At 68.1% G+C, this 25852-nt stretch carries 22 protein-coding genes and 1 pseudogene; 12 read left to right on the top strand and 11 right to left on the bottom strand.

What is annotated here, in order from left to right; all coding sequences use genetic code 11:
• The first annotated feature begins 294 nt into the window (after positions 1-294).
• Positions 295-1290, top strand: coding sequence for a hypothetical protein (locus GA0074696_RS24045; protein WP_231925137.1), 996 nt, complete (start codon positions 295-297; stop codon positions 1288-1290).
• Here GA0074696_RS24045 and GA0074696_RS24040 read toward each other — a convergent pair.
• Positions 1287-1943, bottom strand: coding sequence for an HAD family hydrolase (locus tag GA0074696_RS24040; protein ID WP_088963193.1), 657 nt, complete (start codon positions 1941-1943; stop codon positions 1287-1289). The genes GA0074696_RS24045 and GA0074696_RS24040 overlap by 4 nt on opposite strands.
• A gap of 791 nt (positions 1944-2734) precedes the next feature.
• Here GA0074696_RS24040 and GA0074696_RS24035 point away from each other — a divergent pair.
• Positions 2735-3226 carry a hypothetical protein gene (locus GA0074696_RS24035; RefSeq protein WP_157746101.1) on the top strand — a complete coding sequence of 164 codons (492 nt, stop codon included), beginning with the start codon at positions 2735-2737 and terminating at the stop codon, positions 3224-3226.
• A gap of 14 nt (positions 3227-3240) precedes the next feature.
• Here the strand turns inward: GA0074696_RS24035 and GA0074696_RS24030 are convergent, their stop codons facing one another.
• Together GA0074696_RS24030 and GA0074696_RS30960 are read right to left on the bottom strand one after the other, a co-directional pair.
• Positions 3241-3516 (bottom strand): hypothetical protein, encoded by a 276-nt coding sequence (locus GA0074696_RS24030; protein ID WP_088963191.1) that lies wholly within the window; start codon positions 3514-3516, stop codon positions 3241-3243.
• Between the two features lie 154 nt (positions 3517-3670).
• The gene (locus tag GA0074696_RS30960; protein WP_157746100.1) at positions 3671-4042 is read right to left on the bottom strand and encodes a hypothetical protein; all 372 of its coding nucleotides are present in this window, start codon (positions 4040-4042) and stop codon (positions 3671-3673) included.
• Between the two features lie 303 nt (positions 4043-4345).
• Between GA0074696_RS30960 and GA0074696_RS24025 the strand changes: the two genes are divergently transcribed.
• On the top strand, positions 4346-5416 hold the full coding sequence (locus GA0074696_RS24025; RefSeq protein ID WP_231925136.1) for an integrase core domain-containing protein: 1071 nt from the start codon (positions 4346-4348) through the stop codon (positions 5414-5416).
• Positions 5417-5671: 255 nt separating this feature from the next.
• Here the strand turns inward: GA0074696_RS24025 and GA0074696_RS24020 are convergent, their stop codons facing one another.
• Complete coding sequence (locus GA0074696_RS24020; protein ID WP_088963189.1) at positions 5672-6469, bottom strand: CPBP family intramembrane glutamic endopeptidase; 798 nt, start codon at positions 6467-6469, stop codon at positions 5672-5674.
• A gap of 191 nt (positions 6470-6660) precedes the next feature.
• Here GA0074696_RS24020 and GA0074696_RS24015 point away from each other — a divergent pair, with 191 nt between their 5' ends.
• The 6 genes from GA0074696_RS24015 (at position 6661) to GA0074696_RS23990 (ending at position 12014) form a co-directional block, all read left to right on the top strand.
• Positions 6661-6894 (top strand): hypothetical protein, encoded by a 234-nt coding sequence (locus GA0074696_RS24015; RefSeq protein WP_088963188.1) that lies wholly within the window; start codon positions 6661-6663, stop codon positions 6892-6894.
• Positions 6891-7292 (top strand): ATP-binding protein, encoded by a 402-nt coding sequence (locus GA0074696_RS30955; RefSeq protein ID WP_157746099.1) that lies wholly within the window; start codon positions 6891-6893, stop codon positions 7290-7292. The genes GA0074696_RS24015 and GA0074696_RS30955 overlap by 4 nt, the downstream gene beginning before the upstream one ends.
• A gap of 491 nt (positions 7293-7783) precedes the next feature.
• Positions 7784-8371, top strand: coding sequence for a hypothetical protein (locus GA0074696_RS24005; RefSeq protein WP_088963186.1), 588 nt, complete (start codon positions 7784-7786; stop codon positions 8369-8371).
• Between the two features lie 1794 nt (positions 8372-10165).
• The gene (gene cspE, locus GA0074696_RS24000) at positions 10166-10369 is read left to right on the top strand and encodes a transcription antiterminator/RNA stability regulator CspE (protein WP_013283833.1); all 204 of its coding nucleotides are present in this window, start codon (positions 10166-10168) and stop codon (positions 10367-10369) included.
• A 434-nt stretch (positions 10370-10803) separates the two neighbouring features.
• Positions 10804-11085: a hypothetical protein gene (locus tag GA0074696_RS23995; protein ID WP_231925135.1), complete on the top strand. Its 282-nt coding sequence runs from the start codon at positions 10804-10806 to the stop codon at positions 11083-11085.
• A 221-nt stretch (positions 11086-11306) separates the two neighbouring features.
• Complete coding sequence (locus GA0074696_RS23990; RefSeq protein ID WP_088963184.1) at positions 11307-12014, top strand: hypothetical protein; 708 nt, start codon at positions 11307-11309, stop codon at positions 12012-12014.
• Here GA0074696_RS23990 and GA0074696_RS23985 read toward each other — a convergent pair.
• Entirely contained in the window at positions 11958-12644 is a 687-nt protein-coding gene (locus GA0074696_RS23985; protein ID WP_231925134.1) for a hypothetical protein, read from the bottom strand. The genes GA0074696_RS23990 and GA0074696_RS23985 overlap by 57 nt on opposite strands.
• A 1513-nt stretch (positions 12645-14157) precedes the next feature.
• On the opposite strand from GA0074696_RS23985, the gene GA0074696_RS23980 reads away from it, so the two are divergent.
• Entirely contained in the window at positions 14158-15360 is a 1203-nt protein-coding gene (locus GA0074696_RS23980; RefSeq protein ID WP_157746098.1) for a low temperature requirement protein A, read from the top strand.
• 365 nt (positions 15361-15725) lie between these two features.
• Here GA0074696_RS23980 and GA0074696_RS23970 read toward each other — a convergent pair whose 3' ends face one another.
• The 4 genes from GA0074696_RS23970 to GA0074696_RS23955 form a co-directional block, all read right to left on the bottom strand.
• Positions 15726-16646, bottom strand: a complete 921-nt coding sequence (locus GA0074696_RS23970; RefSeq protein ID WP_231925133.1) for a cyclase family protein — start codon at positions 16644-16646, stop codon at positions 15726-15728.
• Between the two features lie 323 nt (positions 16647-16969).
• A protein-coding gene (locus GA0074696_RS23965) for an IS3 family transposase (RefSeq protein ID WP_456238168.1) occupies positions 16970-18216 on the bottom strand; the annotation gives its coding sequence in 2 pieces (ribosomal slippage) (positions 16970-17934 and positions 17934-18216; 1248 coding nt in all).
• A gap of 184 nt (positions 18217-18400) precedes the next feature.
• Positions 18401-20245 (bottom strand): hypothetical protein, encoded by a 1845-nt coding sequence (locus GA0074696_RS23960; RefSeq protein ID WP_157746097.1) that lies wholly within the window; start codon positions 20243-20245, stop codon positions 18401-18403.
• 468 nt (positions 20246-20713) lie between these two features.
• A complete protein-coding gene (locus GA0074696_RS23955; RefSeq protein WP_269458690.1) occupies positions 20714-21820 on the bottom strand; it encodes an FAD-dependent oxidoreductase in 1107 nt (368 codons plus the stop codon).
• Positions 21821-22136: 316 nt separating this feature from the next.
• Between GA0074696_RS23955 and GA0074696_RS23950 the strand changes: the two genes are divergently transcribed.
• Positions 22137-22745, top strand: a complete 609-nt coding sequence (locus tag GA0074696_RS23950) for a class I SAM-dependent DNA methyltransferase (protein WP_088964767.1) — start codon at positions 22137-22139, stop codon at positions 22743-22745.
• A gap of 517 nt (positions 22746-23262) precedes the next feature.
• Here the strand turns inward: GA0074696_RS23950 and GA0074696_RS23945 are convergent.
• Both GA0074696_RS23945 and GA0074696_RS23940 read right to left on the bottom strand, forming a co-directional pair.
• The gene (locus GA0074696_RS23945; RefSeq protein ID WP_088963179.1) at positions 23263-24213 is read right to left on the bottom strand and encodes an alpha/beta fold hydrolase; all 951 of its coding nucleotides are present in this window, start codon (positions 24211-24213) and stop codon (positions 23263-23265) included.
• A 2-nt stretch (positions 24214-24215) separates the two neighbouring features.
• A complete protein-coding gene (locus tag GA0074696_RS23940) occupies positions 24216-25421 on the bottom strand; it encodes a cytochrome P450 (protein WP_088963178.1) in 1206 nt (401 codons plus the stop codon).
• Positions 25422-25524: 103 nt separating this feature from the next.
• Here GA0074696_RS23940 and GA0074696_RS32670 point away from each other — a divergent pair.
• Positions 25525-25719: pseudogene (locus tag GA0074696_RS32670) on the top strand (aminoglycoside adenylyltransferase domain-containing protein); the annotation flags it as partial.
• Positions 25720-25852: the final 133 nt, after the last annotated feature.

The raw sequence follows: 25852 nt of genomic DNA, 5'->3' as shown, positions 1-25852 counted from the left end.
GAGGCTCCAGCGGGGCTGGTCGTACGAGGAGGTCGCCGAGCGCATTCGCGCGGGGATGAGCCGCGCCGGAGAGACGGACACCGGCCTCAACGCCAACACGGTGCGGCGATGGGAGACCGGCGAACGGTGGCCCGACCCCCGCTACCGCAAGCACATGGTGGCCACCTTCGACAAGCCAGCCAGCCAGCTCGGCCTCCTCACCCCCGACGAGCTGGCCATGTGCCCGCAGGCGGAGACATTGCACGAGTTCAGGACGTTGTGGGACATGCTCACCGGAGACGAGAACGAAGGCGGTTGGGACCGGGCAGCGGTCCTGCGCGCACTGTTCGGCGCGAGCATGCTGCCCCTGGTCGCTCCGCTGCTGTCACTGGACCCGCAGGCAGCGCACGCCGACACGAAGACCAACGACCCGGACGCGTACACGGACAGGTCCGCTGCCAGCGGGCGCTGTACTGGACCAGCCCGGCCCGGCCGCTCTACGAGGCCGCATACGCCCATACCCAGCTCGGCACCGGACTCGTCCGCGCGGCGAGCGGCACCAGCCGCACTACCCTCGCGGCCGCCCTCGCCGAGTCCGCGCTCCTCACCGCCCGCCTGGCGTTCTTCGACCTCCGCCAACCCGCCATCGCCCAGCGCTGCTACGACGTCGCCCTCGCCGCGACCCGGGAAGCCGGAGACCACGCCCTGGCCGCCGCCGTCCTCGGCCACATGGCCTTCATCCCCGCCTTCAGCCACGACCCCTCCGCCGCCCGCCCACTGGTCGACGCGGCGCTCCAGCACACCTGGTACGGCGTCAGCCCGGCCGTCCGCTCCTGGCTGCACTGCGTCGCCTCGGAAGTCGAAGCCCGCGCCGGCGCCGGCGCCGCCAGCCGCCACCAGATCGACCTCGCCGCAACCACGATCGAGGCCAACCCCACCCCGCCGGAATGGCTCGACTTCTACGACGCCGGCCGGCTGCGCTCCTTCGCCGGCTACGCGGCACTCGCAGCCGACGACCACACCGAGGCCACCAGGCAGCTCACCGAGGCCCTCACCGGCCTGAGCGCCAACGCGGCCAAGCAGCGCAGTGTCATACTCGCCGACCTGGCCTCCGCACACAGCGACGACGGCGACCACGCCGCCGACTACCTCAACCAGGCGATGGACGCCCTACACAACGACTGGTACGGCACCGGCCTCGACCGAGTCAGGGAAGTTCGGCCCATACTCGGCGACAGCCGGCAGGGCAGGCAGCTCGACGAACGCGTCGCCGCCCTCGCCGCCAGCCGAGCCGCCCTACCCGGCAGCTAGGCCGCCGACTCGTTGTGCTTGCGCACCAGCTCGGGCAGCTCAGCCAGCGAGTCGAGCCGGAACAAGCAGCGCTCGCTGACGGCCTTGTCGTCGAGGATGTGCCCCCACGGGCCGCGCCGTACCAGCGCGGTCGCGATCCCGGCGTCCTGCGCGGGCCGGATGTCGTTGTCCAGCCGGTCACCGACGTACAGCACCTGATCGGCTGGGCAGCCCGCCTCCGCGACAACCCGCTCAAAGAACGCCGCCGACGGCTTTTCCACGCCCCAGCCGTCCGACGTGCCGATCACTTCCACCGGCAGGTCCAAGGCGCGCAGGATCGTCTCGGCCCTTGCCGTCTGGTTACCGGCCAGGCCAACCTGCACGCCCAACTCACGCAGCGCGGCCAGGCACGGCCGAGCATCCGGGTAGAGGTTCTCCTCGGAGAAGTGCTCGGGCTGGCCGACCGCTGCGCGGCGCTTCCGTTCCTCGGTTAGGTCGAAGCCGGGCCGGAAGACTTGGAACGTTTCCCGGTAGTCCAGACCGCGAGCGATCACAGCCCCGAAGACCGCCGAGAACGTGTGCCGGGGCACGCCCAGCCAGTCCGCCCAGGTTCCGTATTCCCGGGACTCGTCGACGATCGTCTCGCCCACGTCGAAGAACACGCTCGCGATCACCCTGCGATTATGCCTTGCCCGTGCCTGAGTGCAGGAGTGCGCCTACGGTCGCCCGTAGCTTAGGACGGCCGCTGGCTGGCCGGCCTGCCGAAGCTGCTCGTGCAGCACGTCGAGATCGCGCTCCGCGAAGGCACCTTTGCGGGATTCAACCAGGGGATATGCAACGGCCGAGCCTCGCCCGGCTGACGAGTACCTCCGGCACGTGCCTGCACGGAGATGTCCGTGCTCTCGCGGTAGCCAGGGAGAAACGGTTTCCTAAACCGCAGGATTCCACATCACGCAGGCCGCTGACCTGCAGTTTTCCCGTTTTTGTAGGCTGTTCCGGGGTCGCAGGCTGCGAATTTCTGCTCCGCCAGGAGGTCGTCAGTCGGACCTATCTGGACGGTTGCCGAGACCGATCGCTGTACGCCCGCTCGAAGCGCTCGGTGTGCGTCGCCTCCGGGGTGAGCAAGGTGCCCGGCCTGTTGGTAGCGCTCTCGGTAGGGTATGTCTCGGATCGCACTGTGGACAGTCCCGACCTGCCGCGACGCTTGTCCAGGCGGCCGGCCCAGGCCGGTGGGTTCGCCGCGTTCCGTAGGGGCGTGCGGCGTACGAGCTCAGCGGCGGTGGTAGCGGGGCGCTCTCCCCGATTCCAGACTCCACGCACCTACCTATTGTGGACACACCGGGCGGCCACTGACCGATAAGACCGTTTTCGCGATATAAGAACGCAGCCCCTATCAATGGAAACGCTTGCACGTTACATTGACTCACATCTGTTTACTGCCCGGTAACATGCGAGGAGGTGTGCGATGAAGGCTATGCTGCGGCTTGCGCTCTTTGTCCTGAGCGCGCTTGCGATGACGCTCGCCGGAACCTCGGCGGCGACTGCGGCCACCACGTACAAGGACACGGTCAGCGGCGAGGAGACCCAGTGGACCGCGACCCAGGGCACGTTCGTCGGCACGGCCAAGGGCGACCTGCCCGGCGACTGGAAGACCACCATCAACCACACACCGCTCACCCCGGACGCCACGGTGACCGGCGGCAACTTCAGCCTCAACACCACGATGAACGGCTCGTCGGTCACGGTGAGGGGTGACAGCGCCACCGGCACCGTCAAGCTCAAGAGCGGTACCCTCTGCACCGACCAGCAGTACGCCGTCGACGTGACCTACTACCACGTCGGCCCCGGCGGCAAGGGCAGCGGCACCGCGCACTTCACCGGGACGCTCACGCACAAGGTATCCCTGTGCGTGGTCGTCGCCGCCACGGTTAGCGGCAACCTCACCATGAACTTCTAAGCGCCTGGCCAGAGTTATGTCCGCAACTCGCCCGAGTTGAGGAGCGCTGAGGACCGCGGGCGACGAGCGACGGAACATCCGGTCGAGGTGCTACGTCTTTCCTGATCGCCGCCGAGTGCGCGGGCCGCGCGCCCCTGGTTCGGCGACCCGGAGACCCCGCCGCCCTCGCGGCCGCCACTACCGGCCTCGGCGGCGGCGAGCAGCGCGGCGGCGTCGACGACGGTGACCCGGGCGCCGAGCAGCGTCACCGTCTCCACGTCCGGCCGGAGTTCGTACCCGTGTCCCGTCATCCATCCACGTCCCTCGCTGCGGCGTCCCCGCTCTCGAGTCTGACACCGGGCCACCGCGACTGCCACCAAACCGGGAGTCGCGGTGGCCCGGTCAGCGGGCCTCGGCGACCAGGCCGGCCCAAGGTGTCGGCGTACGGGTCGACGGGCCGCTCGGTCAGGCCGCGGTTGCACACCTGGGTCCACCGGTCGTGACCGGCGGCCCGTCCCCGGTCCAGACGAAGGTTCCCGCCAGGCCGGCGACGAACTTGCCGCGGCCCGTTTGCGGGCCGCCTTGATCCTTAAAGAGGTCAATTCGGCAATGGGCAGGACTAGATACCTTGTCGTGTCCCGGGAGATGCTTGACAGTGGCGTCCCACCAGATGCCCGAACCGCCACACCGCCCTGGTGGCGGCAGCGCCGGCCAGCCGGCGCCGTCAAGGGTGACCTGGGTGCCGCAGGTGCCGGTTAGCGGCTCGCGGGCAGACACGGCGAGGCGGGCGACCAGCAGCCGCTGGATTGGGGTGACCGCGAGAGCCAGCGCCGCCATGGATACAGTGGACGTCCTCGTCGGCCGCCTCACGTCGTGCAGCTACACCACGTTCGCGTGTACCTCCTGACCGGGCTCAGAAGTTCGCGGCACCCGTGGCAGCGCAAACCGAAGCGTCAGCGGTTCAGGTCGCGGTATCCCTGGGGCGGCGTTGCACCTGCCGAAAACCTCATCCGCCCTGGTAGGAGTCGGTGCGTGGGGGGACGGGATGTCGACCCCGGTTGCTTGCGCTGGGCTCTCGCGCAGCTGACGATCGCTGCGGCATGATGGTCCGCCGTGCTACCGCGACTGGCCTACCTGGGTGTGACGAACGTGTTCGCCATGCTGCGCCTGCTGCCGATGAGCGATCAAGATAAGGACGTGGAGATCCTGGCGCTGCGCCATCAGATCATGGTGCTGGAACGACAGCTGGGCAAAGAGAAGGTGCGGTTCGACCCGAGTGATCGGGCGTTCCTGGCGGCGCTGCTGCATCGGCTGCCAATGGACGCGCTGCGCAGGGTGCGGCTGCTGGTGCGCCCGGACACGGTGCTGCGCTGGCATCGCAACCTGGTCGCCCACCGCCACGCAGCAGCGTCCCGGCCGAAACGTCCGGGCCGGCCGCGGACCGTCCGTTCCGTCCGCGCCCTTGTGCTGCGCCTGGCGGGCGAGAACCCCAGTTGGGGCTACCGGCGCCTGCACGGCGAACTGCTGGTGCTCGGCGTGCACGTGGCCGCGTCCACGGTCTGGGAGATCTTGAAGGAGGCCGGGATCGACCCGACGCCCGAGCGGGCCTCCAGCACCTGGGCCGACTTCCTGCGCTCGCAGGCAAACGCACTGCTGGCCTGCGACTTCTTCGAGACGGTCACCCTGTCCGGAGCGCGGCTGTACGTGTTCGCGGTCATCGAACACGCCAACCGCCGGATCCGGATCTTGTGCGCAACCGCACATCCGACCGCATCCTGGGTGGTGCAGGCCGCGAAGAACCTCGTCATGGACCTCGAGGACGCCGGTTGCCGGACGCGGTTCCTCATCCGGGACCGGGACGCAAAGTTCCCCGAGATGTTCGACGCTGTCCTCGCGGACGCGGGCATCGCAGTCGTGCTGAGCGGCGTCCGAGTGCCGCGCATGGACTCGATCATGGAAAGGTGGGTACAGACCTGCCGCCGCGAACTGCTGGACCGAACCTTGATCTGGAACCTGCGGCACCTGCTCCACGCCCTACGCGAGTTCGAACAGTTCTACAACTCCCACCGCCCACACCAGGGCATTGCGAACGCCCGCCCGCTGTACCCGTTGCCCGCACCGATCGCCGATCCGGACAAGATGGCCCGCCTCGACATCCGAAGACGCGACCGCCTCGGCGGAACACTTCACGAATACGAACATGCCACCTGACCAGCACGGACATGGTTTCGGCAAGGGCAGGGTCGGGAGTTGGCGGTGCCACTGATCGGCGTGATGCAGTGGGGGGGCCGGCACCTTGCGAGCCCGGCTGGTCCACCGCAGGTGGCCCGCCATCACGACTGCGGTGGCGCGCTCCGGGTGGAGCTGCGGTGTTCGGTCTGTGCAGCGTGCCAGCCGCCGGGATCGATGTGCTGCCGGGCGCGGTCAGCTGATCAGCGCCGACGTTGGTGCGCCAACGACCGGCCGTCAGGGTTGCTGGGCGGTGACTGGTTCGATGTGGTGCCGGCGTGCCAGTACGACGATGGCCAGGACCGCCATGGTGACGATGGACAGGAGTGAGAGGAGGTAGGGCTTGCCCGGGATTACCTGGGCTGAGATGAGGGAGAAGTCCCACATCCCGTGGATGATGGCCGGCACGGTGATGCCGCCGGAGCGGCGCCGGATGAGGTAGAGGAAGTAGCCGGCGACCACGGTGGTAAGTACCTGGGCGAAGGCTACGGCACCTACGGCGAGCAGGTTGGTGGCGTGGGCGAGGGCGAAGATGACCGTGGACCACAGGGCGACTTTTCCTTCGGTGAACCCGGTGGAGCGGAACACGGTCACCCCGAGCCCACGGAATATCAGTTCCTCGCTGGTGCCGATCAGCAGTGCGGAGAGCAGGAGTGTCAGGGTGAAGGTGGCGCCCTTGGTGGCGAGGGCGCCGTAGTCGGTCACGATGAGAGCGCAGGCCGCCATGCCGATGGGCACGACCACGACCCAGCGCTGGACCGGATGGTTATCCCGCAGGACCGGCGGCCACCAGCGAAGCCAGGAGATGGCCGCGATCACCAGCACGACGGAGACCGCCTCCGGAACCGTGATGCTGCGCCACATCTCGTTCAGCGTTCTGGGCGCGGCGTACCTCGTTTCCAGGCCACTGGTCAGGGTCAGTGCCAGCCCGTGGAGCACGACCAGGTAGGCGACGACCATGCCGACGAACGCGACCACGGATAGGCGTCGGCTGTCCGCCGGCAGGAGGTGCCGCGAGTTCGGCGGCGGCGTCATGTCACCTCCGTTCTTTCATACTGAGTCAGGTCCACGCCTCGCCGCCGTATCACGGCGCCGGCTACCCCGCTTCGGCCGAATCATTCCGGCCGTCTACGGCTGGTCTTCGACTGTCGCGCAGTCGGTGGTGGCGATGGAGGGGGCCGACGTAGGTTGACTGCTTCGTCCGAGCTGCCTGAGCGGATCTGCCGATGGGCGCGCGCTTCCTGGCGGATAGCGTTGGCGGCGTGACGGACGACCCGAAAAGCTACAGCCGGACAGACATCACGGTCTTGGAGTTCGACGGCTCTGTTCGAAATCCTCGTCTGGCAACCGAGGTGCTGTGCGCGGTCCTGCGGCACGCGCTTCATCCGGCAATCAAGGTCGCTCCGATTCACACGCCCTACGTCACTGCGCAGATTCCGCTGATCTCGCCTTCTCGGTGATCGACGACCAGGCAGACGCTCTGACCGATGAAGGCGGGCCTCGGCCCGGCTACTACGGCTCGCTGCTCACCACCGATCGTTGGTTGAGTGCTGCAGCAGCGGCCCTGAGCTCGCGGACCATCGTCGAAATCTGGCGAGACGGCCAAGGCTTCCGACAGGAACTCATCGGCGTACGGCCAGTCGAGCCGCCCGTGAAGTTCTCCGCTCCGGCCGGAACCGGCACTCGCGTGGCCTACACCCTCGATACCGGCTACTTCGGCCCGACCGCCGCCATCACGACCGAGATTACCAATCTCGACGTGCACGGCCCGTACTGCACCGAACCAACCGGGCCCGGCTACGTCACCATCCGAGACTTCAGACGCCGGAACCGCCCGGCAGAACACCGATGTGACTGATCGAGACATCCGGATCTGCCGCGAAGCGCGCGCTACGCGGCGTCACGAAGTGCTGACTCGACCGGCATGCGCACATGCCGAGGAGCGGATGCGGTCAAGAGCGTTCGGTCGGTTGACGGTAAGGGATCATGGCAGCGTGGACGAGCGCCAGCGCCAGTCGCACCTTAAGCAGTTGAGTCGACGCCAGGAGGTGGTCGGCTTGCCCATGATCGCGTTGCGCCACCATGCGTACCTAAGCCCGCCATCGACCGACCACTGCTGGCATCGCGAGCCGCCGTGCGGTTGGTATCGGGGCCGATGGTCAGGCAATCGCGCTGTGGGATCACCACGCTGCCCGTGCGCGCCTGTTGACTCGCCATGGAGTCGGGGCTGAAGACCACGATGCGGTAATCCTGGGCGGAGCGCGTCGGGCCGACTTCATCCAGCCTCTTCCGGATGGCCGAGTCTTACTCGTTGATGCCCGCACCAGGGGTACGGCCGAGAGTGCGGAGGTGTGGAACAGCGCCGGTGGCTGGGAAGGCAGCGGGCATCTCGGCGATGCCGTGGAGCATGTCCTGGCCACAGCGAGCGGCGACATCTGGGTCGGCTACTTCGACGAGGCTGCGGCGTCTGGCCGAGGCCTCGGCGGGCACGGTCTGGTCCGCTTTGACTCCGACCTGCAGCCCCGATGGTGCTACCCATTCAACGCCGACCTGCCTCGCATGGACGATTGCGAAGCACTGAACGTCCAGGGGGAGACCGCCTTCGCGCTTGTGTACAACGCTCATCACCTCGTGAGTGCGCGCGGTAGGCGCGGCGTTGACCACGGCAGGGCGCCGAAGGGCGGAGTCGTGGCAGTGCTCGTCGACGGTGAGCGGGCGGCGCTGATCGGAGGCTATGGGGCTGATTACGACCTCGTCACGCCTGTACGCATCGATGCCGAGGGTGTACAGGTGGCCGGCGGGCAATCCCGCCTGGTTCTGCCCGACGGTATGGAGATACGGAACGCGCGCTGGACCTGCCGCGGTCCAGAGCTGCACGTCCTGATCAATGGCTCGTGGTACCGCGCAAACCTCGACGACTTCCACCCCGCAGCCTGAGAACGCCGACATGAACGTCCGCTTCTGCCGCAGACCGCGCGTTACGCACGGCAAGCAGCGGGCGTCCGCTGTCTCGGGCGGTGGCCGCTGGTCGCTGGTTGCTCAAGTGTCAGCAGCGGTGGCGTGGAGGCGATCGGAGGGGTCAACACCAAGACCAGTCGGGGAAGCGTCAGATGTCCAGAGTGTCGGCTTCCCACTCCTACGACACCGCATCCTGCTCGGCTGACGTCGCCCTTCGTCACCACCGAGAGTGAGACAGCCGAAAGTTGAGAAAGAGCCGTTCACGAGACGGCCCCCTTCTCGGAGCCCTTGGAATCCAGGAAGAGTCCGAGGGCCTCGACTTCGACGAACGCTGGGGTGCAGATCGGGGAAGGACCACCCGAAATCGCCCCGCCGCATCACGCCGTGATGGCAGCGGTGCTGGCGTTCGAGGCACGTGGTGACGCGGTCGCGGCGGGCGTGAAGCCGGTACGGCGCACGGCGTACGCCGCGAAACGGATCCGCTGAAACGTCGGCGGCTGACGTTTGGACGGAAGGGCCGGGGCCGGTGCCCTTGGCGGTCGACTGCCTCGGGCGGCTCGGGAGTGGCGGTCCTTTGGACCCCGGCCTTCCGCGCGGTGAAGAGTATCGGCGCGCACTGACCCTCGGGCGCCGCTTATAGCGGATTTAATCCGCAAATAAGATCGTTGATTAGCTATACGCACTGGCTCACGGAGGGTGTGCGGGGCGATCGGTTCGCCGACGTCGATGCCGCCGGGGTCGGGGGCAGCGGGATGGCGGGCGCCCGCGTCGCAGTAGAGGGGCCCAGTAACCCCTGTCCGGCGCCCACACGGGCGCGGGTCCTGCGCGACGAGAGGATGTGCCAGCCGGTCAGTTGCCGCTGGTCTCGCGGCCCGAGATTGGGGAGCAGGCTGGGAGCAACCGGGGGGCACTGAACGGCGTAAAACAGCGCCCAACGGCACCGAACGGCACTCAGCTGCGCCACCCCGACCTGCAGGTCGGCGTCGGCGGCACTGCGCCCAGCCCGTCCGACCCGCCGTGACCTTGTTCGACCGCGCCGCCTGCCGACTCTGCCGCCCACAGGGCATCCGCACATCCGCCGAGCGAGCGCACCGGCTTTGCAGCGCATCACCGTCCGTACCTCGAGCCGGCGGTTCACCGTGTCTGGAGACGCACGCACGTGCCGATGTGCGCGCACCTGACCTTGCTTCAAGGCGCTTCTCCGATGTCAGGCGATCGCGCGGGTGCGGCCGCCCCGCACGGCCACCAGCGTCGGGCACGACCCGAACCACACCAAGGTTCTCCACCAAGACCACTGGGCGAGCCGGCCGATCCGCCCACCTGCCCCCGTCCCGCCTCGGAGCCAGACAGCGCTTCCGCAGGTGCCCACGCCGAGTAATCGAGCCCGTGTGGACGGACATCGTGGCCGCTCGTCCTGACGGCGCCCGACTAGAATTCACGCCACATCAGGCGCGACCTGCCGATTCTCGGTGTCGCTGCCACTTCCCAGTCTTGCAACTAGCCCATCGTGAACCCGGTCAACGTGCCGTCCACGCGGCGTGGCAAGCAGACGAGTGACCAGGTCCACTCACCGCCATGGGATCGACGACGGATCATGTGCTACGGTAGCCGAGTTGCAGTTTTGATTTCCGTAGACGTTTTCCGGCGCCTGATGGGGCATCTGAAACCCATCCAGGCGCTTTTCGTTTTTCGTGTCGTTTCGACGCGGGTGATCAACGCGGCGGCGTAAGGGTCCGCACAGTGCGGTCTCTAACAGCCTGCGAAGGAGCAGACATGACTACAGGTACCGTGAAGTGGTTCAACGCCGACAAGGGCTTCGGCTTCATCAGCCCGGACGACGGCGGCGCCGACGTCTTCGCCCACTTCTCCGCGATCTCGGCGAGCGGCTTCCGCAGCCTCGACGAGAATCAGAAGGTGGAGTTCGACATCACCCAAGGCCAGAAGGGCCCGCAGGCGGAGAACATCCGTCCGCTTTGATCCACACTCTGCGAACGGCGGCCCGACTGGTTCAGCGGGCCGCCGTTCGGCGTTTCATGGCCTCACAACGGCATCGCGAAAATCGTCTGATCGGCAGAAGGCCGGCCATCTCGGTGTGGAGCCAGCTCAGCATTGCCCCCGTGTTCTCTTCTCTGGATCGATTCGGACCTCGGGCGCTGTCGGGGCGCTAGTCTGCCCAGGCCGACTGTCAGCTCGCCCAAGGCGCGCCTCTGGCTCATGAACCAGACAGACACAGACATCGACCCTTATCGCTAACGAGAAGTCCGCATCGCCGCCGCCCTGACGGTCGAGGCACGTACGGTCGCGGTCCAGGTGGAGCACACCATGGTCGGACTCGACGCCTCGCCTCCTGATGACTGTCAGACAGCCGGGACCCGGGGTGCACGGCGTTACATCCTGAAGGGTTGATGACTATGACGACGACCTACTCGGGTCCTGCGAGGCTGATCCTGGTCGACGGCGCATGCATATCCGGCATGGCTTCCCTCAGTACCAACCAGCGCGGAGGACTCAACGGCTGGGGCGGCACGTTCCGTCCGGACGAGATCACGACAGACCTTCGCAACGCAGTCGAAGGGCTGCAATTGGAACTGCCCTACGATCGGATGGGGACAGTCGCCGTCACCGGCATACGCAAGCTACTCGCCACGCAGGTGTTGATATCGTTGGCAGGCCGCGGACCCGCACCATTCTGATCGTGCGCCGCACGGCCGTCGCTACATCGCCGCCGCGACGCGGTCACTCTGCTCTGACGCAGCGACGAGGGCAGGACGGTGTTGATCGGTAGACTATGCCAGGAACCGTTAACTCTCATGCCGCCTTCCGAGCGTCGCTCTGCGTCACAGTAATCAGCTGGCCGAGAGCTGGGAAACCTGAGCGAGGTCGGGCTGAGGAGCGCCGGATACCATGGTCGCCCATGGCATCGACGAACGAGACGCCCGCGACGTTCCAGCCGTTACCTGGGCGTACGGCTGATCGCTCGGCGGTCTATCACGCCTCGCTACGGGCACTGCTCGACCTCGTCGGCGCCGAACATCCAGAGGTCGACGAGCCCGACGACCGTCTGTTCTGGCGTCATCGTGCCCGGCGGACGATCGGTGAGACCGTCGCACGCCGGGCCATGCACCCGGCGGGTGCTCGCGGCATGCCCGACGAATGGTTCGAACCGCTTATCCGGGCCGCAGTGTACGAGCCGGATCCGAGCTTCAACCGGCAACTGGTCGAACCCGCCATCGCCGCGTTCGGCCGCCGTCGCGTCCAGGTTGCGCTGCTTGACTACCTCGACACCGGTGCCCCCGCCGGCGCGGCAGGCGCGGCCCGCGCCTGGTACTGGACCTCGGTAGGAATCAGGTACCTACCGGGAACGACGACCATGACCCCGGAAAGCGCCGCCGAATATGAGGCGGTCAGCGACCTGCGCGAGCGGTACCCCGCACTACGCCGCTTCCTGGCCGACGACGACCTAGACCTGCGCCGCTGCATACTGCCAGGCCTCACCCTGGACCCACAGATGTACCCCAGCCAGATGCGCGACCAAGTTGCTCAGGCCGTGCAGATCGCTCGCACCTCAAACGACGACTACCTCCGGCATCGAGTGGAGGTCCAGGTCGTGCCCGAGCGATGACCGCGACCAGTCGACGCCATCCGGATCTGCCGCTGACTGCGCGGCGCATCGTGAAGCCGGGATGAGGAGCCAGCGTGCGAAGCAGCTTTCGTCGTCCAGTTCGGTGTACCAGCGGATCTTGAATCGGTACACGCTGTCAGCGGTCTGGATCAGCATGCCGGGGTCCGGCTCTCGCGAGGGGGGACCGTGAACGATCGGCACCGGCCCGGGCTGTGCCGGCGATAGCCGGGTCGAGTGTTCCCCGGCGCCGTCGACGGCTGCGCTGAAGACCGCCAGTTCACCACCGACGAGGAGGTCGTCACCCTCGTCGTCCTCTGCGTCCGGGTACTTCAGTGCTGCCGCGAGTACACCCGGGTAGTCGGGCCCTGATGCCTGGACGAAGGCCAGGGCACCGTCCTCGGACTGGAAGACCTCGATCCAACTGTCGTCACGGACAACACCGTCCCCGCCGACCAGAGCCGCGCTGCCGGCCTCGACGGAGATGCTGCTGTCCTCAGGCACCATGTCGACGACCCGTTCGAAGTCGTCGTCGCGGTAACCGCGCCAATCGCTCCGGCGTGTCGCGTCGATGGCGAGGAACGGCTCGCCGTTGGTCCACAACCGGCCGACATGAACCCATGATCCACGCACTGACCCAGTATCACTCCGAAGAGGCTGACCGGTGGCCGCGGCCGGGTCCGCGATGGCCGTCTCCTGCGCCACCAGTGCAGACGCGACCCCTGGGAGCTCCGGCCGTGGAATCAGGATCGGGGGAGCGGGGTGGGAGCAGCCGGGTGCACTGAACGGCAGTCAACTGCACCCAACGGGACCGAACAGCGCTCAACGGCACCCGCGCCCACCTGCGGTTCTGCGTATCCGCAGGTCAAAGTCGGTGCAGCGTCCTGCTTCACACGGAGTGCTCAGCCGTATAGAGCAGCAGTCGGCAGCAGTCGATGTTGCCTGGTGGGCCAGTATCCGCAGGTCAGGGCGGTAGGCAGCCATCGGACTGCGCGGCCTTGCAGGTGGATGCAGATTGGGTGCAGCTTGGCGAAGTGGTCACCGCGCCCGAAGTGCTCAACGAAGCCGGCTAGGCGAGACCGCTTTGACCTGCGGTGATGTCGACCAGTGGGCTGGCGTGACCTCCCAGAGAAGACCGAAGTGGTCAGCCGTCCGGCGCGTCGGCGCTGAGCAACTTCAGATACCAAATCGATGGCTGGGGCGCGCCGGCGGTGCGGCCGGCTCATAGGTGGCCGTCTCTGCGCGCGTCTGTCTGTCAGTCCGGAGTCGTCCTGCTCTCTGGAAGATCAATCTCAGCGGCACCGCCCTGACCTGGGCTTCCTGCTCGGTGACCTCTTCGGCGCGCCCGAAGGCGTCAGCACCGGCAGCTCCGCTTCACAGGCCGGCGACGTCAGCTCATGGCTCCCCTCTATTTCAAGCGCCGGCAAGGAGGGGTGTTCTAGGGTGGGTGTCGGCGGGTCCGGGAAGTGACTGTTCCGAAGAGCTGGCCTCGGGGATTGGGCAGCCGCGCTGGATTGCAGGCCGCTCCCCGTCGTCCTCCCGGGCCCGTCCTGGCCGCCTTCGCGTCTGCCCAGAAACATCCTGAGATCGTTCGGATGCGACGACGTGGGATTGACGTTTGCCTACCGTCGCCGAGAGTGGCGAGGTAGCCTCGCGGAGTTGGCCGGGCGTGGGCGAAGAGGTAGAAGACGTTGCCGTAGCCACCGGTCGCCTGGCAGCTACGGAGCCACTGATTATGCTGGCTCCAGCAGCCTGGGGCCGCCGAGACAGACCGCAGGTTGATCGCCTCGGCCCGGATGGGGCGCGAGAAGGAAGCCGGGGCGGGTCGTGGTGCCCCAGGGGCACGACGTCACACATCGCCGACAACGCTCAGATCAATGACAGGTGCACCGGCGTACCTCTCCGGGCCGGGCAGTTGTCCCTAGCGGCGGCGGCAGCGGAACAGCAGTCACCGACTTCTCGTCGTTGCGGCAAATTCGGCCGACTCTGCCATCCGTCGCAACCGGCCCGCGATGAGCTCGACGCCCCAGAAGGCTGGGCCACCCGCCGTCCCGAGCACCTTGCGGGCGCAACGCCGGGTTAGGCCACCACCATCGTGGTACGACTGACGTGCAAACGCCGCAAAGCCGACAGGATGGGCGTGCCGATGACCGCCGGGAAGACGGGCGAACTGCTGCGGGATCACGCCGAGCCGCAGCGCGCCACCTACGTCGAACTCTTCTTCGACGTGATCCTCGTGTTCGCGCTGACCCGGCTCTCGCACACCCTGTTCAACGACCTCACCTGGCTCGGCGCCCTGCACACCGTGATCCTGCTCGCGGCGTTCTGGTGGGTCTGGGTCTTCACCGCCTGGACCACGAACCGCCTCAACCCCGCCCAGCCCGCGATCCAGCTAGTGATCATCCCCATCATGCTCGGCACCCTGATCATGGCGGGTGCGGCACCTGAGGCGTTCGGCGACGATGGCATGATCTTCGCCGCCACCTACGTCATCATCCAGGTCAGCCGCGCCCTCTTCGTCACGGTCGCACTGCACGGCCGAGAGGTGGCGATCGGCTCCCTGCAACAGCTCATCTGGTCCTGCTTCTCCGGGACGCTGTGGATCGCCGGCGCATTCACCCACGGCACCGCCCGAGTGGTGATCTGGCTCGCCGCGGCGGCCCTCGGCTACACCATGAGCCGGCTGGACTTCCGGCTGCCCAAACTCGGCCCGGCCCGGATCGCCACGCAGACGGTCAACGCGGAGCACCTCGCCGAACGCTACCAGCAGATCATGATCGTCGCGTTCGGCGAAACGATCCTGGCCTCAGGCGGCCAGTTCGCCGCCTTCGGCTTCGACCGGGACCGCGTGACCGCCTTCGTGCTGGCGTTCGCCATCACCACGCTGCTGTGGCGGATCTACTTCTACCGGGCAGGGCTGCTCCTCCCGGCCGTGATCGCAACGAGCACCAGCCCCGCCGTATTCAGCCGCTCTGCCTCCTACGCCCACCTGCTCATGGCCGCCGGCATCGTACTCAGCTCCGTCGGCGACGAAATCATCATCACCCACCCGTTCGCCGAACCCAACCTGGTCTGGTCCGCTGTCATCCTCTGTGGACCAGCGATCTACCTGGCCGGCCGCGCCCGACTCGACTATCTGTCCTTCAGCCGCGTCGCGTATTCCCGGGTGATCGGACTACTCGTGCTGGTCGCGCTGGCGCCCGCGATCGCGTTCCTGCCACCGATCTACATCGCCGTCGTGGCCGTCATCATCCTCACCGCGATCGCCACCTCGGACACCATCTCCTGGCGATTCCGCCCCAGCGAGCCAACCCCGCCACCAGCCCGCGGACTGTATCTACGCCCATAGGTCGGACGAGCAGCCACGCGTCCACAAGGGATCGAAAGTCACCCTTGTCCGCGTGATCGCCCACGGACATGTACGAACACCTGCACGAGTCCTGCCGCAGCCCGACACCAACGTCACCACCCTGATCCGCGTGGCCCGAGCCCGCGACGGCGGGCCGGCCCGCGCCCCCATGCCCCGCAGGTCGAGACGGCCAGGCCGGGTTGGGGCAGCCTCCGTGCCCAGGATCGGGGCGCCCTCCTGGAGCTGCTTGATGTAGGCGGCCCACCTGTCGGCAGTGCGCTGCTTTTCCATGATCCTCAGGACAACTGTGCCGTTCCAGGTGCGGGCCGGGTCCTTCATTGCATAGCACCCCTCGTGGACCGCGGTCAGAATGTGGCGATCGGGTTGACCGGGCTGCCGGACGTACCGGCGAAGCGGACCGGCGCGACTGCGAGGTGGAAGTCCCACTGGCCGAGCTCGGCAGCCGTCGTCGCGCACACCTCCAGGTCGCAGTTGTCGAGCAGCCACAGACCCATCGCGACGAGGCTCACGGCGTGAACCGGCATCAACACGTCTTCGTACCCCGACGGCTGAACGTCCTGGGGGGTGTCAGCGCCGATCAGCGCGACCTCCCGTTCATGCAGCCACGGCAGGCAGGACGCGTGCCAGCCGGCCTGCGTGAAACCGCTGGCCGCACCGGCCTCGTGCCGGACGCGCCCATAGCCGGTCCGCAGGAGTACCGCATCGCCGGATCGCACCCGCACACCCTGGCGACGCTCGGCCTCCTCGAGATCGTCGGGAAACACACCCTGCCCCGGTTCCAACCACGGCACATCGCGAACCCTCGCAATGTCCAGCAAGACACCACGCGTGATGATCCCGTTCGCCGCCGCCGTGACAGCCGCCCACGCCGATCCCGTTGCGGCGCCGACCAACGAGTGCGACCGTCCGTTGTACATCGTGCCGTCCCAGAAGATGTGGCACGGCGAGTCGACGTGGGTGACGGTGTTGCCGTGGAACGTGATGCCGAGCCGCTCCGACGAAAAGCCCCAGCGCCGGTCGTTGCGGAATTCAGGCACCGGCATGTCCTCGGCACCCGGCATGTCGGCGGCGCACGGGCACGTCGTCGTCGACCGCTCCATGTCCTCCGGTACGGCAACCTCCCATGCGCACGACACGCTCCTGCCGTGGTGCACGGCCCGCGCCGCCGCCAGCCGGACGTCGTCGGTGATGTGGTTCAGAGTGCCGAGTTCGTCGTCGTCGCCCCACCGTCCCCAGTTCGACAGCGTGTTGAAGTACCCGAGCACGTCGTCCTGTGTGGGCATCGGTCGCCCTGCCGTCATCGCAGCACTGACTCCTCGGGTAACGCGGTTCGAGGCACCGCAGGCACGCTATCCTGGCCCTCGCCTTTGGCACGCCAAGGCCCGCTGGACTGGCATGACACTAGACCATGATCACGTGCGCACATCCGCCGCTGACAAAGCGCGGTGTCCGCGAGCGCGCTCGTCACCGTCCGTTTCCACTGTCGTCGGGTCGCTCGCCTCGTACCCGCAGGGCGGACCTGCGTTAGGCAGACTGTCCCGGCTGACCGCATGAGGCGGGATGAACCGCCCCGGGTTCTGTGGAGACCTCAGCTGTTGGCTCCAACCACCTCACGGGGCTGGGGTTGAGCGTAGAACATCGATTCGTACTCGGTCGGCGGGACGTGCCCGATGGCGGAGTGCACGCGCTGGTTGTTGTACCAGTCGACCCACTCGGCGGTGGCCAGTTCGACCTGGGCGAGGCTTCGCCACGGGCCCCGGGGTTTGATCAGCTCGGTCTTGTAGAGGCCGATGGTGGACTCCATCAGCGCGTTGTCCAGGGCGTCACCGACGCTGCCGATCGAGGCGTCGATACCGGCATCGAGCAGGTGGGTGGTGAACCGGAACGACGTGTACTGACTGCCCGCATCGCTGTGATGTACCAGGCCCGCCCCGACCGGCTGGCCGGCGCGGTCACGGCGCCACAGCCCCATGTCCAGGGCGGCCAGGACCAGCGGGGTTCGTTTGTTCGTCGCCGCGGACCAACCCACGATCGCCCTCGAGTAGACGTCAACGACGAACGCGACGTAGACCACGCCGGACCAGGCGGCGACGTGGGTGAAGTCCGCGACCCAGCACCGGTTCGGCCGGGCGGCGGTGAAGTCCCGGTTGAGCAGGTCGGCGGCCCGTTCATGCCCCGGATCGGCGGTGGTGGTGCGGATCTTCTTGCCCCGCACGACACCGGCCAGGCCAGCATCACGCATCAACCGCTCGACCGTGCACCGGGCCGTCGGATGCCCTTGGCGGCGCAGCTCGTGCCAGATCTTGCGGGCTCCGTAGACGCCGTAGTTCGCCGAGTGGATCTCCCGCATGAGTTCTGTCAGCTGCGCATCACGCACCTGCCGCTTCGACGGCGGACGCTTCTTGGCCGCCCAGTAACCGCTCGGGGTGATCTGCAGCCCGTGCTGACGCAGCACGCGACAGATCGGCTCGACTCCACCGAAGCGGTCCCGATGCTCGTCGACGAAACTCACGAGCGTGTCGTAGGCCGGTCGAGCTCGGCCGCGAAGAAAGCCGACGCGGCCTTCAAGATCTCATTCGCCCGACGCAGCTCGGCGTTCTCCCGACGCAGCCGCTTCAGCTCCGCCGACTCCTCCGACGTCACCCCCGGCCGCCAGCCATCATCGACCTGTGCCTGCCGGACCCACTTACGCAACGTCTCGGCCGTGCCGATCCCCAGCCGGGCCGCCACCGCCGTGATCGCCGCCCAGTCCGACTCGTAGTTCGGCCGCACCTCCGCGACCATCCGCACCGCCCGCTCCCGCAGCTCCTGCGGATACGGCTTCGTTCCTGCCACCTCTCGATCCTTCCCAAGCGGGGAAGTCTCTACAAGATCCGGGGCGGTTCAGGTCGCGGCGCGGAGCCGGGTTTTTGTTGACCTTGGGCTGGTGCTGCCGCCGAGAGTGTGGCGCTTGACTGGCAGTAGGGCGTATCTGATCCGAGCGAGTTCCCTTGGCGTTGGTGGCTCAGCGTGACATGGGTCAGGTTTTGCGGACTGCGCTGGTGAAGCCGGCGATGAAGAGGGTGGCGAAGGTCCAGGCGAGCAGTTGCAGGAACCAGCTGGCGATGGTGAGGGTTTGGCCGGCGGGGGTGTGGGTGGGTTGGCAGCGGTCGCCGGCGCCGGTTTTGATCAGTGGGGTGCCGAGGTCGAGGCCTACGCCGATCTGGTCGATGGTGGTGCAGGCGGTGACTGCGACTGCTCCGGTGATCGCCGGCTTTTCGGCGAGGCCGCCATGGTGGCCGGCGGTGACGCTGAGGGTGACTGCGGTCGCAAGCGTGGCGAGGAGCAGGAGCAGGGAACGCCACGGCTGGTAGCCGTAGCCGAGGGTGATGCCGGTGAGGCGACCCCAGGCGCGTTCAGAGGTGGCCAGTCCGGCGCGCTCGATCTGGTCGCGGCGTTGGGCGATGAGAACGGTGCGGGCGTCGCGGTCGTGGCCGGCGGCGCGGTAAGCGGCGGCGAGGTGCTGGTAGGGCTGGGCGGCGTAGCCGGGGGTGTGCTCGCGCAACACGGTCAGCCAGCGCGACAGTGACGCTGGCCGCGGCAGCCCGCTGTAGGTGAGCCCGTCCAACTCGATCAGCGATCCCTGGTTCGGTGCCATGTGCGTAGCTCGGTCGGTGTCGAGGCGGAAAGTCCCGCCAATCCGCGCACCGGTTAGCACCAGCACCGCCTGGCCGTCTGCGCTGGTGGCCGTGAACCCGCCGTCCAGGAGCACGTCCTGGTCGACCCGGAGGCCGTCGGTGTTGAGGGCGGGTCCGGTGGCGGTGTTCTCCAGCCGTGCCCCGCTGCAGTACAGGACGCCGCCGATGTGGGCACCGGGCAGCTGGACCGTGCCCAGCTCGCTGGCGCTGGTGGCGGTGAACCCGGCGTCCAGGGCCACGTCCCGGTTGACCTGGAGGTGGTCGGCTTCGAGGGCGGGTCCGACGGTGTTCTCCAGCCGCGCCCCGCTGCAGTCCAATGTGCCGAGGCGGGCACCGAGTAGCCGGATGGTGCCCTGCTCGCTGGCGCTGGTGGCGGTGAACCCATTGTGCAGGAACACGTCCTGGTCGACCTGGAGGTGGTCGGCGTTGAGGGCGGGTCCAGTGGTGTTCTGCAGCCGCGCTCCGCTGCAGTTGAGTTGGCCGCCGAGGTGGGCACCGAGTAGCCGGACCGTGCCTCGCTCACTGGCGCTGGTGGCGGTGAACCCGTCGCGCAGGAACACACTTTGGTCGACCTGGAGGCCGTCGGCGTCGAGGGCGGGTCCGCTGGTGCTCTCAAGCCGCGCTCCGCTGCAGTCCACTGTTCCTATGTGGGCAGCGAGCAGCCGAACCGTGCCTTGCTCGCTCGCGCTGGTGGCGGTGCTCCTTTCGAGGGAGAGCACCCGCGCGGCAAAGCGCGTGGCGTCGACTGGCGCGTCGTCCGAATCTGCCGCTTGCTCGATGCGGCACCCGGTCAAGGCAACCGCCAACAGTTGGGCCTTGCGGAGATTCAAGCCGCTGGGCAGCAAACAGTCGCGCAGCTCCAGCGCCAGGTCACTGGTGATGTTCTCCAAATCGATCTGACCGGCGATCCGGGCTCCGCGTAGCCGCAGGCCGTGTGGGTCGGGTTCGCTGACCAGACGGCCGCGGACGAGCTCACGGATGACCGAAGCCGAGATCGTCCGCTCCTCGCCCCAGGACCGCATCGCTGCCTCGTCGACCGGCCCGTCACCGGCCAGATCGAGCACCTCGCCGGAGGCGACTGACTCGATCAGTCGCTGCTCCACAGGACTGTGCGCTCGACCGTCCGCATCCCTCACCCGCTGGCCGCCTACCGATGTCATGGCACCAATAATGGACAGCCACGTCATCTACCGCGATCCCCTGACCGAGCCACGGCCCGCGACCCGTCAGTCGTTCCCCGTCGCGCACGGTGGGAAAGGGTGATCGGGGCCTTCGAGGACTGCTGCCCTACTTCGACCCTGTAGGCCGGCCCGGGACGTAGCGGTTCCGAGTGGGCCTGGCGTGATTGTGCTGCCGGCTTGCGGATCACCGATGCCAAACCGGTCGGGCGTCGGGGTAGTGATCCGTCAGCGCGCCGGCAGTCTTACGAGTCTGCTTCCTGGGCAACATCATGCGCGAGCAGTACGACGGAGCGATCGGTTGGCAGCGCGAGAACAGCAACATCCCCCACGACTATGACTGGCCGGCGCGGCACCGACCCCAGCATGGTCAGTCGGTAGATAGGTCCAAGCCGAGCAAGTCACCGCCGAGGCGACCCTGCGGCGCCTCGGCGGACGCCGACCCTCACCACAGACGGATCCACCGTCGCCACCCGGTCAGGCGGGGGCGGGCGCCACCAGAAGCGCGCGCAGCTCACGGACCGCTGCCCGCCCCGCCCGGTTCGCGCCGACCGTGCTCGCAGACGGCCCGTAGCCCACCAGGTGGACCCGGGGATCGGCCACCACCCGGGTGCCGTCCACGACGATGCCGCCGCGGGGCCCGCGCAGCCGCAGCGGGGCCAGGTGGTCGAGCGCCGGCCGGAAGCCGGTGCACCAGAGGATGATGTCGACGTGCTGTGCCGTGCCGTCGCGCCACTGGACGCCGTCGGGGACGATCCGGTCGAACATCGGCCGGCGTCGGAGGAGGCCGCGTTCCCGAGCTTCGAGCAGCTGCGGTGTCCACGCCAGCTCGGTCGCGCTGGCGATGCTCCCCGGGGGCAGGCCGGCGCGTACGCGTGCCTCCACCTTGGCGACCACCTCGCGTCCGTAGGCCGGCGTGAACGGCCCGTCCCGAAACACCGGCGGGCGGCGGGTGACCCAGGTGGTCGTAGCCGCGACGTCGGCGATCTCGACCAGGAGCTGCACGGCCGACGTTCCGCCCCCGACGACAACCACCCGCTTCCCGGCGAATTCCGCCGGTCCCCGGTAGTGGGCGGTGTGCAGCTGCCGCCCGTGGAACGTTTCCTGGCCGGGGTAGTACGGCACGAAGGGCCTCGTCCACGTTCCCGTCGCGTTGATCAATGCCCGGGTGGTCCAGGTGCCCTTGTCGGTTTCGACGAGGAGTCCTCCGTCGCCGGCGTTCCGGACGGCCGTGACGGCCACCGGCCGCTGCACGTCGATGCCAAATTCACTCTCGTAGGCCGCGAAATAGGCCGGCACCGCCTCGGCGGCCGGTTCGTCCGGCCGTGGAGGCGTGAAGTGCATTCCGGGCAGGTCGAAGATGCCGTGCACGGTCGCCATGCGCAGCGTCGGCCACCGGTGCTGCCAGGCCCCGCCGGGCGCCGCGTCGGCGTCGAGGACAGCGAAGTCAAGACCGGAGGAGCGCAGGTGGTACGCACTGGACAGCCCCGCCTGCCCGGCCCCGACAACCACCACATCCGTATCCGGCACGTGTCGGACAACATCTCGGGCTCGCCGGGCCTTCCCACGGGCGATCGATCTCACACCGCCCGAAGGTAACCCGCCGGACCCGGCCCCTATTGCTGTCACCGCTGGTTGTCGGGCTGCCGGCGGCACAAGAGCGCACTGTTATGCGGTGCAGTGCATTAAGAGGCAGGGAGCGGATCCGGCATCTCCTTGGATCCCGCGCCGCGCGGGATCCCGGGCGCTGTGGCAGCGGCATGTGCGTACACCCGATCGCTGTTGCCGGTCGCGGTGGGCCACGATGGCGGATCGCCGGATGCGGGCACCGCGAGAATCGACGCGCGTCCCCGTGCTGGCCCGGCCTGCTCTGCCAATCCGAGAGCCATATAGTCGCGTGGTGAACATGGAGCAGGTCCGGCAGGCATATGCGTCCGTCGCCGAGCTCTACATCGAGCTGTTCGGTACAAGCCAGCAGGTACACGTCGACGACCTCGCCTTCATCGGGCGACATCTGGCGCGCCGACCCGGCCCGGTGCTCGATCTGGGCTGTGGGCCTGGCCATATCACCGACTACCTTCGCTCGCTGGGCGTCAACGCAACGGGAATCGACATCGTCCCCGAGTTCATCGCCCATGCGCAGGCAGCCCACCCGAGCGGTAGCTACCAACTCGGGTCGATGGAAGATCTCGCCGTTGTCAACCACTCCATCGCCGGCATCCTGGCCTGGGGCTCCTTGGTCCATCTACCGCCGCAAGATCTCGACGGCGTGCTCGCTGAGTTCCGGCGAGTAATGGCCCCGGCCGGAACGTTGGTGCTTGGTCTCTTCGTAGGTGACGAGGTCGCCGCCTTCGACCACAAGGTCATGACCGCCTATCGCTGGCCCGTCGACGAGTTCTCCGAACGACTGGCGCAAGCCGGCTTCACGGAAGTTGAGCGCCTGCAGCGGCCCGGCGAAGGCACTCGTCGGCCACACGCCGCCATCGCGGCAATCGCGGCCGAACGGTGAGCTGAGTCGCGAGCCTCCGTGCACTCACGTCGGCACGGCCGCGCAGCGAGAAGCCGGAACGTCGACCAGTAAGCCCCTGCCGATCGCACATCGCGCCCTGGCGCGTCTCGGTCTCACCGGGCCGCCGGAACGGCTCGACACCGACGAGCTGTGAGACTTCGTCAGCGAATGCGATGCGCCGCAGGTCGCGGCCTAGCTGGCCGTTGATCCAGCATGGACCCGCTACCCCCCGACCTGGCCGTTCACGGTCACCCGCTGATCGCCTGGCCCGAGTCCGACGCCGACATCAGCATCCTCCGTGGCTGCCACGTCTTCCACCTGTGAGATGACCAGTGCTAGCGGGTACATGGATTGACGGCAGCGGAGCCAGGCAGCTCGCGTGATCAGCGGCAGATCCGGACGCCGGCTATCGTAAGGTCCGCACCTCGCCGGAGCCGCGGGCTGACCAGGTACGACAGGACCCGCGCCGGCAGTCCTTCACCACCAGGATCACGGGTCCGGTCGGCCGCGTGGGTGCTTACTGCTGGAGTGACGAGATGACCTCGACGAGGACATCGGGCGCCTCCCAGTTGAGCAGGTGTCCGGCATCGGGCACGGTCACCAGCCGCGCTCCGGGCACGCCGGCGGCGAGCCGGTGTGAGTGGCTCGTGGGAGTCGTGCGGTCCGCCGAGCCCACCACGACGACGGTCGGTACGGTGATCTCGCTCAGCCGGGGGTAGCGGTCCTCTCGGCTGAAGGCCCGCACGATCGGAATGAGCGGCTGGTGGCTCTGACGGACGAACACGTCCCGGAACACGGAGATCATGGCCGGCGACGGCCGGGTGCCGCACTGCGCGGCTCCGAACAGCACACCACCGGCACGAGTGCGCGCGAGCCGCTGCAGAAGTCCGGTTTCCAGCAGCGGAATCTGCAGCCGGTTCTGCGGTGCCTGGTCGAGGATGCGGCCAGCCCAGGTAGCGAACAGCACCAGGCCGCGCAGGCGCCGGGCCAGCTCGGGGTGGTCGAGCACAGCACGGATCGCGATGAACCCACCCATGGAGTGGCCGACCAGCACGGCGTCACGCACGTCGAAGTGCTCCAGAATGGCGGCGTAGTCCGCCGCCATGGGTTTCGAGCCGGTACCGGCGGAACCGAGTGTCGAGCGCTCGTGGCCGCGCTGGTCGAAGGCGATGACGCGGTGACCGCGGGCGACCAGGGTGTCCCACACCACGTTCCACTCCAGCAGCGAGGCCCCGTATCCGTGGGCGAGCACCACCGGCGGGCCGTCCCCGGTCACGATCGCGCGCAGCACCGTTCCGTCCGGACGCGGGACGAGCACCTCCTCGCCCTGGGGCTCCCGAGCAAGCCGGTCGTACGGCAACGGGTCCGGGTTGCGTTCGATCCTGGCGACCGCCGCCCGTGCCGCCCCGATGGTCGCGGCACCGAGCAGCGCGACGGCCGTGCCGCCGACGATCCAGGCGCGGTGCATGCTCAACCCCGCCCGAACCGGAGCGGCAGGCTCTCGGGTCCATGGATGGCGGTGGGCGGACGCCAGGTGACGGGGCCGGCTATCGACGGCGGCGCCAGTTGACTGCTGAGCGCGATCAGCGACTCGGCCATCTCGACGCGGGCGGTCGGTGCGCCGATGCAGTAGTGCGGTCCACCGCCAAAGGTCAGGTGCGGCACCTGCCGGTGGATCGTGATGTCGAAGCGGTCACCGTCGTCGACGGCGAGCGGGTCCCGGCTGGCGGCGTGCGTGCCGAGCAGCAGGAAGGTGCCCGCTGGGACGTGGACACCGTGCACGTCGAGGTCCTCGACGGGGAACCGGAAGATCGTCGGTACCGCCGGCGCCCATCGCATGACCTCCTCCACGGCCTGTGGCGCGAGCTCCGGGCGCTTCGCAAGCAGCCGCCACTGGTCGGGGTACTCACTGAACGTCGCCAGCGCCTGACCGAGCTGGTTACGGGTGGTGTCGTGCGCGGCGAACACGAGGGTCAGGGCGAGGTTGCGCAATTCTTCAGTGCTGAGCCGGTCCCCGCTTTCCTCGGCGGTGATGAGCGCCGACAGGAGGTCGTCCCGCGGCTCGGCGCGGCGCTGCTCGATCAGTGAGTCGACGTACGCACGCAGCCCCACGACGGCCTCCTCCACCCGCGTACGCAGCTGCGGCAGGGTGAAGCTGTAGACCAGTCCGACATCGGTCGACCAGCGGCGGAACAACTCGTAATCGGTCGGTGGGACGCCGAGCAGCGCGCACATCACCCGCACCGGCATCGGGTCGGCGAAATCTGCCATGAACTCGCACTCGCCCCGCGCGGCGATCGCCGCGGTCAGACTCGTCGCGGTGTCACGCATGAACGGCCGCAAGCCCTCGATCATCCGTGGCGAGAACGCCTTGCTGACCAGTCGCCGCAGGCGCAGATGGTCGGCGCCGCGCTGGTGCAGGATCATCGGCACGAACCAGTCGTACAGCGGTCCGTCGGAAATGCCCATCAGCTCCAGGTAGCGCTCGCCGCTCTGCGCCAGCCGCGGGTCGCGGAGCAGTTGGTGCATCTCGGCGTGGCGCAGCACGATGAGTCCCATCGGCGTCATGGCACACCAGTTCGCCTCGCGTGCCGCAGCGACCGCGGGAGAGTCGAACCGAAAGTCCGGCGCGGTGATGTCGAGGAACGGAAGGTCCACGGCGGGGGTCGTCGTCATCGTCACTCCTGACCGAATGATCTAGGTACATGAATCGATGCCGTGGTCACGGTAGCCGCACCGCCCCCCTGCGCGACACCCCTTGTAATCAACGTCCCACCATGTGTCACCGTCGTCATGTCTCGTGCCGCGTCGGCCTCGGCGGAACCGACACGTGCGTGCGGAGCGGCAGGGATCAACAACCCGGGGGCAGGCCCTAGCTGTGGCCCGGATCCGGACCACCCTGGCGACGGGCGGGATCCGGTCCACGGACGCCGCGGCCGGCTTCGTCCTCGACCGCCTGCCAGCCGCGCACCGCCGGGTGCTGGCCGACGACGCCGGGCGATCTATCGCGGGCTCGCCGCCGAGACCTGGGACGCGCTGCGGGACCGGATCCGCCGCCACGCCGATCACCAGGTCGCGGAGATCGAGCGGCCGGCGGCGGACCCGTG

It is taken from the genome of Micromonospora purpureochromogenes (assembly GCF_900091515.1).
Classification (GTDB): Bacteria; Actinomycetota; Actinomycetes; order Mycobacteriales; family Micromonosporaceae; genus Micromonospora; species Micromonospora purpureochromogenes.
Note: the sequence above shows the minus strand (reverse complement) of the source record. Positions and strands in the feature narration are given on the sequence as shown.